The 16,025-nt window shown below is 33.3% G+C and carries 17 protein-coding genes; 4 read left to right on the top strand and 13 right to left on the bottom strand.

Features of this window, described 5'->3' with window-relative positions; translation table 11 throughout:
* Positions 1–11 precede the first annotated feature (11 nt).
* The 3 genes from ACZZZT_RS00890 to ACZZZT_RS00880 form a co-directional block, all read right to left on the bottom strand.
* A complete protein-coding gene (locus ACZZZT_RS00890) occupies positions 12–2,441 on the bottom strand; it encodes an ABC transporter permease (protein WP_463459130.1) in 2,430 nt (809 codons plus the stop codon).
* 104 nt (positions 2,442–2,545) lie between these two features.
* Positions 2,546–3,253 carry an ABC transporter ATP-binding protein gene (locus tag ACZZZT_RS00885; RefSeq protein WP_073394706.1) on the bottom strand — a complete coding sequence of 236 codons (708 nt, stop codon included), beginning with the start codon at positions 3,251–3,253 and terminating at the stop codon, positions 2,546–2,548.
* A gap of 118 nt (positions 3,254–3,371) precedes the next feature.
* Positions 3,372–4,622, bottom strand: coding sequence for an efflux RND transporter periplasmic adaptor subunit (locus ACZZZT_RS00880; RefSeq protein ID WP_463459129.1), 1,251 nt, complete (start codon positions 4,620–4,622; stop codon positions 3,372–3,374).
* Positions 4,623–4,778: 156 nt separating this feature from the next.
* On the opposite strand from ACZZZT_RS00880, the gene ACZZZT_RS00875 reads away from it, so the two are divergent.
* Both ACZZZT_RS00875 and ACZZZT_RS00870 read left to right on the top strand, forming a co-directional pair.
* Complete coding sequence (locus ACZZZT_RS00875; RefSeq protein WP_463459128.1) at positions 4,779–6,125, top strand: sigma-54-dependent transcriptional regulator; 1,347 nt, start codon at positions 4,779–4,781, stop codon at positions 6,123–6,125.
* Between the two features lie 155 nt (positions 6,126–6,280).
* Positions 6,281–7,606: a sensor histidine kinase gene (locus ACZZZT_RS00870; protein ID WP_463459127.1), complete on the top strand. Its 1,326-nt coding sequence runs from the start codon at positions 6,281–6,283 to the stop codon at positions 7,604–7,606.
* Between the two features lie 167 nt (positions 7,607–7,773).
* Here ACZZZT_RS00870 and ACZZZT_RS00865 read toward each other — a convergent pair whose 3' ends face one another.
* The 5 genes from ACZZZT_RS00865 to ACZZZT_RS00845 form a co-directional block, all read right to left on the bottom strand.
* Positions 7,774–8,100, bottom strand: a complete 327-nt coding sequence (locus ACZZZT_RS00865; RefSeq protein ID WP_073394714.1) for an MGMT family protein — start codon at positions 8,098–8,100, stop codon at positions 7,774–7,776.
* Positions 8,101–8,266: 166 nt separating this feature from the next.
* Positions 8,267–8,905, bottom strand: a complete 639-nt coding sequence (locus tag ACZZZT_RS00860) for a LysE family transporter (RefSeq protein WP_073394716.1) — start codon at positions 8,903–8,905, stop codon at positions 8,267–8,269.
* A gap of 43 nt (positions 8,906–8,948) precedes the next feature.
* Positions 8,949–9,626 (bottom strand): tRNA (guanosine(46)-N7)-methyltransferase TrmB, encoded by a 678-nt coding sequence (gene trmB / locus ACZZZT_RS00855; RefSeq protein ID WP_029271659.1) that lies wholly within the window; start codon positions 9,624–9,626, stop codon positions 8,949–8,951.
* Positions 9,627–9,794: 168 nt separating this feature from the next.
* Complete coding sequence (locus tag ACZZZT_RS00850) at positions 9,795–11,177, bottom strand: ammonium transporter (protein WP_463459126.1); 1,383 nt, start codon at positions 11,175–11,177, stop codon at positions 9,795–9,797.
* Between the two features lie 262 nt (positions 11,178–11,439).
* The gene (locus tag ACZZZT_RS00845) at positions 11,440–11,931 is read right to left on the bottom strand and encodes a nuclear transport factor 2 family protein (protein ID WP_463459125.1); all 492 of its coding nucleotides are present in this window, start codon (positions 11,929–11,931) and stop codon (positions 11,440–11,442) included.
* A gap of 315 nt (positions 11,932–12,246) precedes the next feature.
* Here ACZZZT_RS00845 and ACZZZT_RS00840 point away from each other — a divergent pair, with 315 nt between their 5' ends.
* Positions 12,247–12,915, top strand: a complete 669-nt coding sequence (locus tag ACZZZT_RS00840) for a hypothetical protein (protein WP_463459124.1) — start codon at positions 12,247–12,249, stop codon at positions 12,913–12,915.
* 289 nt (positions 12,916–13,204) lie between these two features.
* On the opposite strand, the gene ACZZZT_RS00835 is transcribed toward ACZZZT_RS00840, so the two are convergent.
* Positions 13,205–13,519, bottom strand: coding sequence for an HPF/RaiA family ribosome-associated protein (locus tag ACZZZT_RS00835; protein ID WP_042563342.1), 315 nt, complete (start codon positions 13,517–13,519; stop codon positions 13,205–13,207).
* Positions 13,520–14,005: 486 nt separating this feature from the next.
* Between ACZZZT_RS00835 and ACZZZT_RS00830 the strand changes: the two genes are divergently transcribed.
* On the top strand, positions 14,006–14,239 hold the full coding sequence (locus tag ACZZZT_RS00830; protein ID WP_463459123.1) for a hypothetical protein: 234 nt from the start codon (positions 14,006–14,008) through the stop codon (positions 14,237–14,239).
* Positions 14,240–14,287: 48 nt separating this feature from the next.
* Here the strand turns inward: ACZZZT_RS00830 and ACZZZT_RS00825 are convergent, their stop codons facing one another.
* Genes ACZZZT_RS00825 through ACZZZT_RS00810 form a run of 4 tightly spaced genes read right to left on the bottom strand, consistent with a single transcriptional unit; the run spans position 14,288 to position 16,025 of the window.
* Positions 14,288–14,434 carry a DUF559 domain-containing protein gene (locus ACZZZT_RS00825; RefSeq protein ID WP_463459122.1) on the bottom strand — a complete coding sequence of 49 codons (147 nt, stop codon included), beginning with the start codon at positions 14,432–14,434 and terminating at the stop codon, positions 14,288–14,290.
* Complete coding sequence (locus ACZZZT_RS00820) at positions 14,419–14,718, bottom strand: very short patch repair endonuclease (protein ID WP_463459121.1); 300 nt, start codon at positions 14,716–14,718, stop codon at positions 14,419–14,421. Before ACZZZT_RS00820 ends, ACZZZT_RS00825 begins: the two co-directional genes overlap by 16 nt.
* Positions 14,719–14,746: 28 nt before the next feature.
* Positions 14,747–15,181 carry a hypothetical protein gene (locus ACZZZT_RS00815; RefSeq protein WP_463459120.1) on the bottom strand — a complete coding sequence of 145 codons (435 nt, stop codon included), beginning with the start codon at positions 15,179–15,181 and terminating at the stop codon, positions 14,747–14,749.
* Between the two features lie 58 nt (positions 15,182–15,239).
* Positions 15,240–16,025: a hypothetical protein gene (locus ACZZZT_RS00810; protein WP_463459119.1), complete on the bottom strand. Its 786-nt coding sequence runs from the start codon at positions 16,023–16,025 to the stop codon at positions 15,240–15,242.

Here is a 16,025-nt window from a genome sequence, read left to right as displayed (position 1 = left end):
TCTACAAGTTCTTATTCATATTTCAAATACTTTAAAATATCTATTTTAGTTACCTGATACGCTTTTGCCGAAACAATTAATAAGGTCAGAACCAATAATGATATAAACGCAATAGTAAACGGGACAACCGAAACTCCAATTCTGAAAGCAAAATTCTCCAGCCATTTTTGCAATAAAATATAAGCTGGAACTACACCAATTGCAAAACCAATTAGGCAGAAAGCAATATATTGTTTTGATAATTCTTTCAGTAAAGCATCGGTCTCAGCACCCAAAGTTTTTCTGATAGCGATTTCTTTCAATCGTCTTTCCATTGAAAAAGAGGCCAAAGCAAACAAACCAAAAATAGCGATGACAATAACAACAAGATTTAAAATGAAGAATAAATCTTTTTGTTTTACTTGTTCCTGATACGTTTTTGCAAATCCTTTATTTACAAATTCATAATCAAAAGGATAATCTGCATTGATGTTTTTCTCCCAGTAGGTTTTTAATTTGGCAAGCGTTTCTGTTAAATTAGTAGGGGAGACTTTTACATAAACATTGTCGAAATTATTCCATTTTAAAGTTTTCATATTTATAAAAACCATAGGCGGAACCTTATTTTGAAGTCCTGTAATATGAAAGTCTTTCACAACTCCTACCACTTTGAATTTCAGGTTTCCTTTTTCATCTCCCCAACCTGAAGTGATGATGGTGTTGATTGGGTTTTTAAGCCCTAATTTTTTAGCGAGGGTCTCATTAATTAACCAGTTGTTAATCGTGTCAGAGGCGTATTTAGGAGATAAATCTCGGCCTTTAACGAGCTTGATTTTCATCATTTCCAGAAAACCGAAATCCATTTCAACATTTCGGGGTTGTACAAATATACCGTTGTGTGTAAATCCTGAACTTGAATTGGTACTGTTCCCAAAAGAACCTGCAAAAGTAGATACATCTTGAACCCCTGATAATTTAAGGAGTTCTTGTTTGGTGGCGAGGTATTTTTCTATTCTTTTGTTTCTGTCTGCCGATTTGAAAGGAATTCGAATGACCTGATCACCACTAAAACCGAGATCTTTATTCATCATGTAGGAGACCTGTGAGTTGACTATTAAAGCACCAATGATAAAAAAGGCCGCAATACCAAATTGGAAAATCAACATAGAGTTTCGAATCCAAATGCCGCTTTTACTTCTGGAAAAATTCCCTTTTAAAACTTTTAAGGTTTCAAAATTGGAGATATAAATGGCTGGGAATATACCTGCAAGAACGATTACTAATCCAAATATAAAAATAAGTTGTAGGTAAAATTCACCACCATTCATGGTCAACGCTTTTTTGAGGAAGTTGTTGTAATAGGGTAAAGAAAGTTCCACTATCGCCAGTGCAAAAAGAATGGCTAAGGTTACAATAATGGCTGTTTCAAATATAAATTGTGTAATGATTTGTGTTTTGCTTGCTCCTACGATTTTACGAACCCCCACTTCTTTGGCACGTTTAATTGCAGAGGCGGTGGCTAAATTGATATAGTTGACAAGTGATAAAATTAAAATCAAAATAGACAAACCAACCATGATATAAAGCAATTGCAGATTACCTTTTCCTTCAGGGAAATTATTATTACTAGAGGTTTTTGATCCATGTAAGCGTGCTTGATCCAGTTGATCCAGAATCACTGTAATCTCGCCATTTTCCTTTACGTATTGTTCAGGTGTTTGACCACTTGCTTTGGCATCTTTTAAAGTTCGATTGACATAGTTTACATTTTGCATCTTCTTTAAAACAGCCTCCTTATTAGCTCCTTTTTTGGTTTTGATCATTAAAGTGTAATTGAAGTTCCCCCAACTATTTAGATCACCCTCGCGCAATAGACCGCCAAAGACATAGTTAGGTTCGATAGAAGAAGGTTTGATGATTTTGTAAACTGATTTTATAACATAAGGCTTGTTGTCGTTGATTAGAATTTTGCCAATAGGATCTTCATTCTTGAAAATTAGTTTTGCTTCATCTTCCGAAATGGCGACACTATTCCTTTCTTTAAGTATATCTTTTTTTGCCCCCTTTACAATGGGAAAAGGAAAGGTGCCAAAGAAATCGTAATCGGCGACGATTATTTTTTTACCCATCCATTTTTGATTTTGATACTTGATAATATCTTCATAATACCAACCATCATAAAAGGAAATGGATTCGATCTCAGGAATAGTGGCTTTACAGGTGAGGCCAAAAGGGATAGAGCTTGATGCCCAAATATCACCAGTCGCACCAATTTTATTAAGAACCTGATATACATTCTCTTTTTCAGGATTCCATTGATCGTATGCATTTTCATTATTCCAATATAAAATGGCAAAAATTACTCCGGCAACCCCAATGCTTAATCCCAAAACATTTAAAAACGAAAACAATTTGTTTTGCCTTAAATGATATATAAATATTTTAAACCAGTTAAAAATCATAGTTTATTATTTTAGAAACGGTTAGTTAGATAATTGACAATACTTTGCAAACAAATCCCACCAGAATTACGATTGCAGTTACAATAAATTTTATCATTTTATATTTATTTAGCGTCCATAAAAACATCAACATTTCTCTGGTTTAGTTTTTCAGAGAATATTACACCATCTTTCATATGAATTGTTTTTTGCGAAAACGAAGCATCATAATCAGAGTGTGTTACCATCAAAATTGTGGCACCTTTAGCATGCAAATCTGTTAAAAGTTCCATTACCTCATTACCATTTTTGCTATCCAGATTTCCTGTAGGTTCATCGGCCAGAATAATTTTTGGGTCATTTACCAAAGCTCTTGCAACGGCAACACGTTGTTGCTGTCCTCCCGAAAGCTGTTGCGGATAATGTTTTAGTCGGTGTGAAATATTCAGTTTCTCAGCAATCGCTTCAATTTTTTGTTTCCTGTCAGATGCTTTTACGTTATTGTAAAGCAAAGGCAATTCAATATTATCATAAACAGAAAGTTCATCGATTAGATTAAAATTCTGAAAAATGAATCCGATATTTTCTTTTCGAACATTAGCTCTTCCTTTTTCTTTTAAACCCACCATTTCCTGGTCTAATAATTTATAACTTCCGTCAGTAGCACTGTCAAGAAGCCCAATGATATTTAATAAAGTAGATTTTCCACAACCTGAAGGCCCCATGATCGTTAAAAAATCTCCTTTTTTAATTTCTAAAGAAATCCCGCTTAAAGCAGAAGTTTCTACTTCTTCAGTTCTAAAAACTTTGGTTAAATTTTGAATGGTTATCATATTTTTTAGGTTTTTAATGTTATTGTTTTTTGATTGATGATTGAAACGTATTATTAATTGTTAGTTGTGAATTATTAATTATTAATTATGAATTATGAATTGTGCCTGTGACTGAAAACTATTGCTGCGAATTACTAATCGACAATTCTTCAATATCTTTATAATCAGAATACGATGAAGTAATGACAGATTCGCCTTCTTTTAATCCTTCGAGAATTTCATAATACGAAGGGTTTTCTCTTCCTAATTTTATATTTCTTCTTTCTGCTTTATTGCCTTTTACTACAAAAATCCATTTTCCGGCGGTTTCCTGATTAAAACTTCCTTTAGGAACAACCAACGTTTTATTTTTCTCCGATAAAATCAACTTCACGCCAAAACTAAGTCCGTCTTGTAAAGTGATGTTTTCTTTAGATGTAAAAGCCAGTTCTACTGTAAAATGACCGCTTTTTACTTCCGGAATTACTTTAGTAACCAAAACTTCAAGTATTCTTCCTTTAAATTCTACCTGTCCTTTTAAGCCTTCTCTTAATTTTTCCAAATAAAATTCATCTACTTCGGCTATCAGTTTATAACCTTGTTTAGAGTCGATTTTTCCGATGCTTTCTCCCGCCTGAAATGTTTTTCCCAAAACAGGTTCAAATGATGTTAATCGACCAGATTCCGGAGCAGTAATCAAAAAATTCTTTTTGTTATTTCTCAAAATATCCAAACTCATTTCCATTGTTTGAATAGAACGGTTGATTTGAGAAATTTGCAATTGATTAGATTGTTTTTCTTTTTGAATACTTTGCTGAATCGTTTTTTTGCGTTCTTCCTGAAACCGTAAACTTTCTTTAAAAGTATTCCAGTCATTTTTCGAAATCACATCTTTAGCAAACAATTTCGAGTTCATGTCGTACAATCTTTTAGCGTCATTATAATCGTGTTCTATCAAAACCCAGTCTTTGGTTAAGTTCAGTTCCTGATTTCTAATATTCAGTTTTCCGGTATTCAAGTTGTTGATTTGCTCGATAATAGCCGTTTCCTGAGTCAGGTAATTCAGTTCCGTATTCGGATTATACAAACGAGCCAGCGATTGCCCTTTAGTTACCATGGCACCATTTTCTACAAAAATCTCTTTTACAGAACCACCTTCTGTAACGTTTACAAGCATTACATTCAAAGGTTCTACTTTGGCCTGAAAAACCACAAAATCTTCAAAAAATTCTTTTTCAATTTTTTGAACCGTAAGTTCTTCTGCTTTTACATTTAAACTTCTTTTAGTGCTAAAAGAAAAAAAGACGATCACAGCCAAAACTAAAAAAACAGCAATTGCTATTGTCAGATACCTAAATTTTCTATTTTTACGAGGAATTACCTTGTCCATTTTTTAAATAATTTACTGATAATCAATAGGTAAATATTGTGCCACAAAAAGTATTATTTGTAAAGCATTGATTTTAAAGGAGCTTTAAAAAACAATCAAAAAAAGAGTGTTCGATAATGAACAGTTGACCGTTCAAAATCGGACAAAAAAGACAACATGCGAAAAAAACAAGCCCAAATATTAGTTGTTGACGATCAGGAAGAAATTCTTTTTTCGGCAAAAATGATTCTCAAAAAACATTTTGAAACCATTTTTACAGCGAATAGTCCCAAAAAGATTATTTCTATTTTAAATGAAAATGAAATAAACGTGGTTTTGTTAGACATGAATTACCGAATTGGTTTTGAAGACGGGCGCGAAGGAATTCATTGGCTAAAAGAAATAAAAACACTTTCGCCGCAAACCATTGTGATTTTAATGACTGCTTTTGGTAAAATTGATACCGCTGTTGAAGGTATAAAAATTGGCGCTTTTGATTATGTTTTAAAACCTTGGCACAACGAAAGATTACTGGAAACCATTGATAAGGCTGTCGCCGAAAGCAGAAAGAATACCAAGAAGACAATAATTGAAAAAACAGAAAAACGTTATTTTACCGGAACTTCCATCAAAATAAAACAAGCTTATTCTATGGCAGAAAAAGTAGCCAGAACAGAGGCTAATGTTTTGATTTTGGGAGAAAACGGAACAGGAAAATATGTTTTTGCCGAGTTTATTCATCAAAATTCAGAACGAAAAAATCAGCCTTTTGTACATGTTGATTTAGGTTCTTTGAGTGATAATTTATTCGAAAGCGAACTTTTTGGTTATGCCAAAGGTGCTTTTACCGATGCCAAAACCGATACGCCAGGAAGATTTGAAACCGCACAAAACGGCACTATTTTTTTGGATGAAATAGGAAATATTCCGTTGCATTTGCAATCTAAATTATTGCATGTTTTGCAAACCAAAACCGTAACACGTTTGGGCGAAAGCAAAGCCAGACCGTTGAATGTTCGCATTATTGCAGCAACAAACAGCGATATTAAAACTGAGGTAAAAAATAAAACCTTTCGAGAAGATTTGTTGTACCGAATCAATACAATGGAAATTCATTTGCCGTCATTGCGTGAACGAAAAGATGATATTGTACCAATGGCAGATTTTATCTTAGAGCAAATTGCTGAAAAATACAATCAAACCGATTGGCATTTTGAGGATAATGTTGCGCCATATTTAGAAAAATATCCGTGGAAAGGGAATATCCGCGAAATGGAAAATAAGATCGAACGAGCTTTGATTTTGGCCGATAATAATACGATTTCTGTGCAGGATCTGGATATTCTTGATTTTGAAGGAATTCAGGAAAACGACGAAAATCCGTTATCAGAAATGGAAAAAACCGCCATCGAAAAAGCATTATTCAAACACCACGGAAATATCAGCAAAACCGCCGAAGAACTAGGTTTGTCAAGAGCCGCTTTGTATCGAAGAATTGAGAAATACGACTTAAAAAATATTTAAAAACAGTATTAATTTTACCGCAAAGCACGCAAGGTATTTTTTAGGTGTGTTTGCATTGCCTTTATTAAGTTCGTAAAGCTACGTTTAGCGAACTTTGCGTAAACCCTTTGCGAACTTTGCGGTTAAATTTCATCAGCATTATTAAGAAAAAAACAATGAAAAACTGGAAGTTTTATAACGCCTTATTTGTGAGAATCTTATTTGTTATGATTCTCTTTTTCATTTGTGTGTTTTTAATTTATAAAATGTTTTATTACAATGCTATTTTGATTGGGCTTTTTGCTCTAGTAATGCTTTTTGAAATGTATTTTTATGTCAAAAATCAATTGCTTTTTTACGACAGAACATTGCTCTCGATGCTTCAAAACGATTTTTCGACCAATTTTCCGGAAGAAAATAAAAACGAAAATTTTAAAAGTATGTATCTTTTATATGAAAGTTTAAAAGTGCAGCAACAGGAACAAACATCAAAAGAAATTGTTTACCAATCGATTTTAAATAATATCGAAACAGGCGTTTTAATTCTCGAAAAAGACAATGAAGAATGGAATATTTTTTTGATGAACGATTGTTTTTCAGATTTATTCAAAGTTCCAAAAGTGAGTCATTGGAAATACCTTAAAAATTATCTTCCATCGCTTTGCAGCGAAATTGAAAAAACAGAATTTTCAGAACTAAAATCAGCAATTTCGATTAAAATTGAAGAACAGGATGTGCAGACTTTTATTTTGCAAACCTCTCTTACAAAAACCTATAACAAAGAATATTTCATCATTTTATTGGATAGTATTCAGCGTGTAATTGAAAAAAAGGAAAAAGAAGCCTGGATCAATTTGATGAAGATTATTTCGCACGAATTAATGAATTCCTTAACGCCAATACGTGCGCTTTCGCAGAATTTGCTCCAAATTGTAGATCAGGAGAAATTGGAAGAAGATGATTTTGACGACATTAAAAGCAGTATTTCGACCATAATAAACCGAAGCGATCATTTACAGGTTTTTGTAGAAAACTACCGTAAATTGGCCATGCTGCCAACGCCAACAAAAGCAATGACGCCAATAAATGCTCTTTTTGGAGATTGTTTACGAATCATGAATCCGATTTTAAAAGCGGAAAACATTGAATTGGTAAATGACATTAACAGTTCGCGTTCGATTTTAATTGATAAAAACCAAATGGAACAGGTTATTATTAATTTGATTACGAATAGTATTTATGCCTTAAAAGAAAAACAGGAAAAGAAAATGTTTTTGTCAAGTTATACAGAAAACAACCGTTTTTTTATCACAATCTCAGACAACGGAAAAGGAATCGATTCTGAAATTCGGGACAAAGTTTTTCTTCCATTTTTTACCACCAGAAAAGACGGCGCCGGAATTGGTTTAACGCTTTCTAAAAACATTATAGAAGCTCATGGCGGCTATTTAAGCTACCAAACAGACGAAGATAAAACTAGTTTTGTTATTTGCCTGATTTGATGATTTCTGCCATCCGTTTTCCTGCAAGGTTTTCAAAACCTTGTAGGTATATTGTCGTAAAGTGTTTTTTTGTTTAGATTAAAGTTGATTTAAAAGTCAAACCTACAAGGTTTTGGAAACCTTGCAGGAAATCCTAAAATGAGATCATATCACTTATATGGTGAAAATTAATATTCCACTTCAGGAGTCCAAAAATGCTTCTCAAAATCTATAATTTGATTATCGACGACTTTAATGCCTTCGTTTTCCAAAAGCTGCTGCATTAAATTGGTTCCGTCAAAATGATGTTTTCCCGTAAGAAGCCCTTTTCTATTGACAACGCGATGTGCAGGAACATCGTCCATATTATGGCAGGCGTTCATGGCCCAGCCGACCATTCGGGCAGAGCGTGCGGTTCCTAAGGCTTTCGCAATAGCGCCATATGAAGTAACCTTTCCGTACGGAATTTGTCTTGCAATGGCATAAACTTTTTCAAAAAAATTATCCTCAGCCATAAGTTTAAATTATTTACCATTAAGACATTAAGTTTCATTAAGTCGAAACTTAAATTTTATATAAAAGGTAATTAAGAAAGTGAAGTTACAAAGGGAAACTTAATTTTTCTTAATTTCTTAATGGTTCAATTTTTATAAAACCTAAATTTTTAATTTTAATTTGTAGTTATCCGAAATAGTAATTCAAAATATTAAAAAGTGTTACGACGGCAATTAAACCTGTAATGCTTCCAATAATTGTATTCATGTTGCGCATTAGATAATCGGTTTTCTTCTCGATTCTTCCAAAGAAAGCAACATAGCTGTAAAGAGCTGCGAAAGATCCTAAAACAGATCCTAAAACAAAAGTAAAAATAATGTTGTTTTCAAACACAAAAAGATGGTAGGAAGCCAAAGTAACGCTCACGACAACGTAATACGGAATCGGGAAAAAATTCAACCCCGAAAGTAACATTCCTAAAAAGAAACGGCTTTTTTTACTGCTTTTTTTAATCTTCGATTTCTTTTTGGTTTTTGGTTCTTTGGCAAGAAATAAAAAGTAAATCGTTAAAAAAGCAAAAATTACAAAACCAACCTCGCGTAATAAAGTTACAACATCTGGTCGGTTATCAATTACCTGTGCAAATAAAACCGCTACAAAAACCTGAAAAAATATAACTAAAACGGCACCAATAACAAACCACAAGGCATTCTTTTTTCCTTCTTTCAAATTTATTTTGGCTGCCGTCATGTTAATCAAACCAGGCGGGATAATTCCAATGAAAGCGGCAATAAAACCTGAAAGTAATGGAGTAAGTAAGGCCATTCAGTTGTTTAATATGTTCGTAAATTTGTTTTCAAAAATTAAATTAATCTTTAATTTTGAAGCGAATATACGTAATTGCCTTATTAATTTCTAAATATTGTTTTTCATAAAATGTTTGAAAAGCAGTAACTTCTTCCGGACTTCCTTCATTTTTATACACATTATGATTGGCATATAAAACTTCATGTCCTTCTCCGTGAAGCAATCCCAGTGTATAGCCGTGCATAAATTCGCTGTCGGTTTTAAGGTTTACAACACCGTCTTTTTTAAGGATTTTTTTATACAATTTCAAAAATTCAGAATTCGTCATTCTGTGTTTTGTTCTCTTGTATTTAATTTGCGGATCCGGAAAAGTAATCCAGATTTCATCCACTTCATTATCAGCAAAAATATGATTGATCAATTCGATTTGAGTTCGAACAAAAGCAACATTATGTAGGCCGTTTTCAACAGCGGTTTTTGCACCTCTCCAGAAACGCGCGCCTTTAATGTCAATTCCGATAAAATTTTTGTTTGGATATCTTTCTGCCAATCCAACAGAATATTCTCCTTTTCCACATCCTAATTCTAAAACTAATGGATTATCATTTTTGAAGAAATCAGAGTTCCATTTTCCTTTTAAAGGCATTAAATCGCCTACAACTTCTTCTCTGGTTGGTTGAAAAACGTTTTCAAATGTTTCGTTTTCCCTGAATCTTTTTAGTTTATTTTTACTTCCCACTTGTACAAAAATTTTCGGCAAAATTAAGGAATATAAACGAATGAAAATAGCTGAATTAGCTTTTAAAATTTTTAGCCGCTATATTTTTGTTTTAGCCACGAATTCACGAATTTTTAATTTGCCCATACTGTAAATAAAATTCGTGAATTCGTGGCGAATAAAATATGATTACCCGTAATGCGCTTCCGTAATTGGTTTCAATTTTGGATCAAGCGTTTCATCGTGTTGAGATAAATCCAATCCAATATGTTCGTTTTCTTCTGAAACTCGAAGAGGAATAATGAAATTCGTTACTTTAAACAAGAAATAAGCACCAAAGAAAGTAAATATCGAAACCAAAACTAAAGCCATCATATGATGTGCAAATACGTTCCAGCCACCGTGAAGTAAACTTGCATCTTCGCCGTGAGCGAAAATCGCAGTTAAGATCATTCCCATAATTCCGCCAACACCGTGACAGGCAAAAACGTCAAGCGTATCATCAAATCGTTTTGAAAGGCGACAATTTACAACCGAATTTGAAACCAAAGCCGTAATGAATCCGAAAAACATACTTTCCGGAACCGATACAAAACCTGCAGCAGGCGTTATGGCAACTAAACCAACAACAGCACCAATACAAGCGCCAAGAGCCGAAACTTTTCTGCCATTCATTCGATCAAAGAAAACCCACGTTAACATGGCTGCAGCCGATGAAGTTGTTGTTGTGGCAAAAGCCATTGCGGCTGTCCCATTCGCGGCAAGTGCAGATCCGGCGTTGAAACCAAACCAGCCAAACCATAACATTCCGGTTCCTAATAATACAAACGGAATATTGGTTGGTATATGCTGACTGTTTTTTCTTTTTCCTAAAACCAAAACTCCTGCCAAAGCAGCAAATCCTGAACTCATGTGTACAACGGTTCCTCCAGCGAAATCTTTTACGCCAAAATAACTTCCTAAAACACCTGTTGGATACCAAACTGAGTGGCATAAAGGCGCGTATATAAAAATCGTAAATAAACTAATGAATAGTAAATAAGAGATAAATCGAACACGTTCTGCAAACGAACCCGTAATAATGGCTGGAGCAATAATCGCAAATTTCATTTGAAACAATGCAAATAACATAAACGGAATCGTGTTTGCCAATTGTTTATGAGGCAAAACGCCCACATAATCCATAAAAGCAAAAGTGGTTGGGTTTCCGAAGAAACTATAAAAGTGATCTCCTGAGCCAAAACCAACCGGTTCTCCAAAAGCCAGACTAAAAGCAACTACAACCCATAAAAGCGTAACAACGCCCAAACAAATGAAACTTTGCAGCATGGTCGAAATCACATTTTTTCGGCCTACCATTCCGCCATAAAAAAAGGATAATCCCGGCGTCATGATTAAAACCAGACAACACGAAGTCAACATCCAGGCAACATCGGCAGGAACTATATGATCTGTTGTTCCAAATTCTGATGCTACATAGCTATTTTCGGTAACTGTTGGCCAAAATGCACCTGTAATACAAACAATACTTATAATAATAAAGGAGATGACCCAGCGTTTTTCTATTTTCATTTTTCAAATACTTTATTGAACCCTATTTTTTTTGGGGTCAAAGTTAAAAAAAAATCAATATTTAGATTTTCAGGGCTCAAAAAATAGAGGCTTGATGTTTATTTTAGTTGATTTTGTAAAATTCGATCTCTTTTTTTGAGACAATCTTATTTTGAACTTCTAATTTACAACTAAAATTGTCAATTATATTATAATTAATTTGATATTGGGTTTTGTAAAACGCTAGAAAAGTTAGGATTATAATAAGAAACGCTAAAATTGTTTATTTTTTCTTAAGCTTGCCAATTAAAACATCTTCTACCGGAGATTTTAATTTCGTTACAGCGTCAACTTCATCATTCGGAATCGTCATGGATAAAACGTAATGTTGAATTTTCCATTCTTTGCCCACTTTTACTAAAACACCAGATCCGCGGCAGATTTTCATTTGCGTATTTAGTAATTCATCAAACCACGCAATTTTTCCGGATTTATCAAAAAAGATATGACGTTCAAGAGCCGTAAAATTCCAGGTTGTTCCTTTATCGAAAAATGGTTTTGCCCAAACTTGAAATTCTTTTTTAGTCCAGTTTTCTGTAGCATCTGTCCCTATGTAAATCGCATCATCGCTTAATGCAGAAAAATAAGCGTCGAATTTTACATCGGCAGCAGCTTTGTGCCAAGCGTCTAGTGTTTGATTGATTTTGTCTTTTTCAACGTTTTGCGCATTTGTAAAAGCGGTAACGAATAATAGAAGCAGGATTGATTTTTTCATATAAAGTTTGTTTTGGTTAAAGTTAGCAAATATTATAATAATCTCGCAAAGACGCATAGGCACAAAGTTTTTTGCTGTAAATTATTTCACGCAGATTTTAAAAAGATTTAAGCAGATATGCACAGATTATTTTTTGCAAGTGATTTAATTTAAAAAAATCTGCTCAAATCTGCATAATCTGCGTGAAACAAAAACTTTGCGCTTCTGCGACTTTGCGAGATTAAAACACAAAACACAAACTTAAATTATCTTATATAACTTATATGGTGAAACGTCAAAAACCACTATATTTGAGGGCTTTTAAAATCTACAATCATGAATTCAAAAATACTTATCAGTTCGTTAGTTCTTACTTCAATACTTTTTATTGCCTGCAAAAAAGAATTAGAACCTCAGGAAAATACACCAACATCAGAATTAGTAAAATTAGGATTGATGAAGGATACCACAAAAGTAAATTCGGTTGTTCAAACTCCGGTTCAAACGAATCCGAATACCGTTTTGAGTTCTAATGCCGGACTAAATCCTGCACACGGACAACCCGGACATAGATGTGATATTGCTGTTGGTGCGCCATTAAATTCGGCTCCAACACAAGGGCAAACGGCAACGGCTCAGCCAACGCAAACCGTTCAGGTAAACCCGAGTCAGCAACAAAAGATGGTTACGACTACAACAACAACTGCAGCACCTGTAAAAGTGGGTAAAGGAATGAATCCGTCGCACGGGCAACCCGGACACAGATGTGATATTCCGGTTGGATCACCTTTAAATTCTCCGGTTGCAGCAAAACAAACAACGACAAATACAGCGCAAAGCGGAAGCACTTCGCAAAGTTTTACCGTTACACCGCCAGCAAACAATAATGTTCCGGCTTTATTAAGTACCGAAACCCCAACTGTAGCCGAAGGAATGAATCCTGCTCACGGACAACCCGGACACCGTTGCGATATTGCGGTAGGAGCGCCGTTACCGAAATCTTAATTTTTTTTACCATATAAGTTATATAAGTTCATATAAACTTTGTGGTAAGCTTTGCGGAATAAAAAATTACAGTTCAGGTTAGTTTTGTGTTAAGCCTGCTATATAAAAAAAACAAACCATATAAGTAAGTCATATAAGTTCAAATTAGTTTTGCGTTATGCGCTACTAAATTAAATGAACTCATATGACTTACTTATATGGTTTAAAAATTTACCGGCTTGTTATATAACCACAAACTTTAATATGAACTTATATAACTTATATGGTTAAAAAAACGTTCAGGATATATTTAATGTTCTTTCATTTTTTCGAAAGTAGTAGTCAATGATTTTTTTGCTTTTGCCAAAGCGCCACTAAACGCTTTTTCTATAGTATCAGCGTGTTCTGTAACCGTTAGAGGTTGTAATTTTGCAGTACGCACTTCGATTACACATTTTTTATCGTTAAGGCTGAATTTCTCTCCGTTTTCATCTCCGAAATGTACTTCAACGCGGGTTATTTTTTCTTCAAAACGAGTTAAGCCTTTTTCTAATTCTTCAGAAAAATAAGCGGCTAATCTTTCGTGTCCTTCAATGTTTTTGTCAGTATTGATTTGAATCTTCATATTGGTTTATATTTAATGATTATTCTCAAAGCTATTTTATTTAGGTTGAAAAGCCAAGTGAGTTAATAAAACATTATGAATTTTTTTGCGAAAAATTGATCCCATTTTTAGTTAGACTTGGCAGATGTCGAAATGTTATTATGGAACGCGGATTTAACGGATTCATTTCGTGAAAACGCGGATAAAAACAGATTTTTTTATTTGTGTTTTTTCTGCCTGCTTGAATTGGAAGTTTCACAATATTGTCAGGCTGAGCGGAGTCGAAGCCCACGCAACAATAAGCAAACAAACTAAGAATTAACTTTTCAATCAATACCAAAACCCCACGTTTTTTGGTATCTTTGCAGTCCTAAACTTTAAGATTATGAACTTGACAAAACTTTTGCCCGTGCGGTATGCTGGCGGTATTGGAAACAACTGCAACGCTCTTAAAGGCGTAGGACAGCTAACCCGTTCGGGTTTTATATTTCCCTAAACTTTAAGATTATGAGTGTAAACTCCCTTTCAAAAGAAACAGAATTACGGTTAAACGAATTTTTCAACCAAGCGACTGACCCCAAAAGTTTTGCAAAAGCAATTCGAAGAGTAAATTATCTTCTCGCCATGTCTCTAATGCGCGAATGCGAAACCCTGCAAATCGATATGAAATCAGTTGAAGAAGGTTATTTTTGGCTCAATGAATTAGCCGAGATTTTAAATCCTTATTTAGATGCTGAATGATTAAAAATTTTGATATTAATGGAAAAGTCACTGTGAAAGTGGCTTTTTTTATTTTGTGATTTGTCTTTCGTTTATTGCATTTTGAATTTCAAGAATACAGGAATCTAAATTCTTTTTAATATCATTACTCCAAAAACGAAGAATCTTCCAGTTTTGAGATTCTAAATACGCATTGACTTCTATATCTCTTTGCATATTTCCATATTTCGTTCGATTTTTTTGATCCAGAATTCAGGATTGGTTTGTGGTTTTTTTCGGGTTTCCCAATCTTTTCCGTGGAAGAATTCTGAATCTACAAATACTGCAATTTTTAATTGTTTGAAAGTGAAATCCGGTTTACCGAAAACTGTTTTGTTGTTTTTTCTATATCTGTAACCTAGATTCCATAATGCTTTTGCCAAAGTTATTTCGGCTTTTGTTGCAGTGCTTTTAATGGCACGCATGTTTTTTGAGCGTTGTTCTGGATTATGGACATCCATATATTTTAAAATACATTAAAATGAAATTTTAAATAATTTGAGTAATACCCAATCTACTAGAATAACTACTATACTCAACTTGCATTTCAGATAACAATTCTTTATTAAAAATTTTTATCTTATCAAATTGCTCTTTGAAGATCTTTTCTGGAACAGAAAAATTGTATCTAAAATCAAATAATAATGTGACATCATTTTCTTCAGCACTAAAATATAAGTGGTCGTATAATTTTACTGAATCAATGTCTGATGATCCTTTCTGAAATTCCATTTTAACATTGGTTTTTCTGACAGGATTTGTTATTTTTAAGCCACTTATTAGTTTTAGATTTCTACCATATTTATTCTGAGCTATATCACAAGGTCTTGTTAGAAGAAGAGCGATACTTGATATTTGCACTTCATCACCAATTTGTTTGCTAATATATTCCATTACATTTTTATCGTTATGAATAGAATACATTTCTTTCCATTCATTCTCTTTAAATTCAGAGATTAACCCAGGGACAATTAACTCGTTATTAATTTTTTTCTAATTTGAAATGAAACCAACTATTGAGTTCTTTATCTATAAAAGGTTGTTGAATTGCTTGTAGATTATATATTCTTTCGATAGTTTCTGGATTAATATCAGAGCTAATGTTTTTTCGGGTATTGGAAATCAAAATGGTATCTAAAGCTTCAAATAAAATAGCTCTTTTTCTTAGGGCATTGTCGCTTTCAATGATAGATCTGCCTCCATGACTAATTATAATTTTTTTTAATTTGTCATTAATTTGAGAAGGATCTTTTGTAATGTTACTTATTACATTATTAGATGAGATCTTTAAATTATTTTTCCAAGTGAAAATTTCTTCAAGAGCGTTATTATTTTCAATAACTTCATTTACTTCTTGAATTAATTGTTGAAAATCATATTTGCTTTCTCCTGTTTTGGAAGGATATTCTGTTTTATTTTTTTCGATTGATAAGAAAGGTTTTCTATTATGTGTAGTTAATAACTCCAATACTTCTGCAGCTTTGCTAATATCTTTGGTCCATAAAACAAGAATGTAAAAAGTCTTTTCATCAACAATTGAACGTATCCAATTAGAACATTGTTCAGCATCAAATTTCCCAGAATAATATAGATCTAGGTATATTATATTTACATCTGAAAAATGTTTTTCAGGCATGTCATCACCGTCTGTATAGTCTGGATTTAATAGTTTACAGCCAATCCCATTGTTTTTATAATAATCTAAAATGTCTTGTATTTCTTGTTGATGATCATCTACAATTACTATATTTGGTTCGAAATACTTCAT

Source organism: Flavobacterium sp. AC274, from assembly GCF_979258275.1.
Note: the sequence above shows the minus strand (reverse complement) of the source record. Positions and strands in the feature narration are given on the sequence as shown.

Bases quoted from the DNA above. Each gene is read 5' to 3' on its own strand.
- ACZZZT_RS00890 (WP_463459130.1), bottom strand. From the start codon at position 2,441: ATGATTTTTAACTGGTTTAAAATATTTATATATCATTTAAGGCAAAAC.
- ACZZZT_RS00885 (WP_073394706.1), bottom strand. From the start codon at position 3,253: ATGATAACCATTCAAAATTTAACCAAAGTTTTTAGAACTGAAGAAGTA.
- ACZZZT_RS00880 (WP_463459129.1), bottom strand. From the start codon at position 4,622: ATGGACAAGGTAATTCCTCGTAAAAATAGAAAATTTAGGTATCTGACA.
- ACZZZT_RS00875 (WP_463459128.1), top strand. From the start codon at position 4,779: ATGCGAAAAAAACAAGCCCAAATATTAGTTGTTGACGATCAGGAAGAA.
- ACZZZT_RS00870 (WP_463459127.1), top strand. From the start codon at position 6,281: ATGAAAAACTGGAAGTTTTATAACGCCTTATTTGTGAGAATCTTATTT.
- ACZZZT_RS00865 (WP_073394714.1), bottom strand. From the start codon at position 8,100: ATGGCTGAGGATAATTTTTTTGAAAAAGTTTATGCCATTGCAAGACAA.
- ACZZZT_RS00860 (WP_073394716.1), bottom strand. From the start codon at position 8,905: ATGGCCTTACTTACTCCATTACTTTCAGGTTTTATTGCCGCTTTCATT.
- ACZZZT_RS00850 (WP_463459126.1), bottom strand. From the start codon at position 11,177: ATGAAAATAGAAAAACGCTGGGTCATCTCCTTTATTATTATAAGTATT.
- ACZZZT_RS00845 (WP_463459125.1), bottom strand. From the start codon at position 11,931: ATGAAAAAATCAATCCTGCTTCTATTATTCGTTACCGCTTTTACAAAT.
- ACZZZT_RS00840 (WP_463459124.1), top strand. From the start codon at position 12,247: ATGAATTCAAAAATACTTATCAGTTCGTTAGTTCTTACTTCAATACTT.
- ACZZZT_RS00835 (WP_042563342.1), bottom strand. From the start codon at position 13,519: ATGAAGATTCAAATCAATACTGACAAAAACATTGAAGGACACGAAAGA.
- ACZZZT_RS00830 (WP_463459123.1), top strand. From the start codon at position 14,006: ATGAGTGTAAACTCCCTTTCAAAAGAAACAGAATTACGGTTAAACGAA.
- ACZZZT_RS00825 (WP_463459122.1), bottom strand. From the start codon at position 14,434: ATGCAAAGAGATATAGAAGTCAATGCGTATTTAGAATCTCAAAACTGG.
- ACZZZT_RS00820 (WP_463459121.1), bottom strand. From the start codon at position 14,718: ATGGATGTCCATAATCCAGAACAACGCTCAAAAAACATGCGTGCCATT.
- ACZZZT_RS00815 (WP_463459120.1), bottom strand. From the start codon at position 15,181: ATGTATTCTATTCATAACGATAAAAATGTAATGGAATATATTAGCAAA.
- ACZZZT_RS00810 (WP_463459119.1), bottom strand. From the start codon at position 16,025: ATGAAGTATTTCGAACCAAATATAGTAATTGTAGATGATCATCAACAA.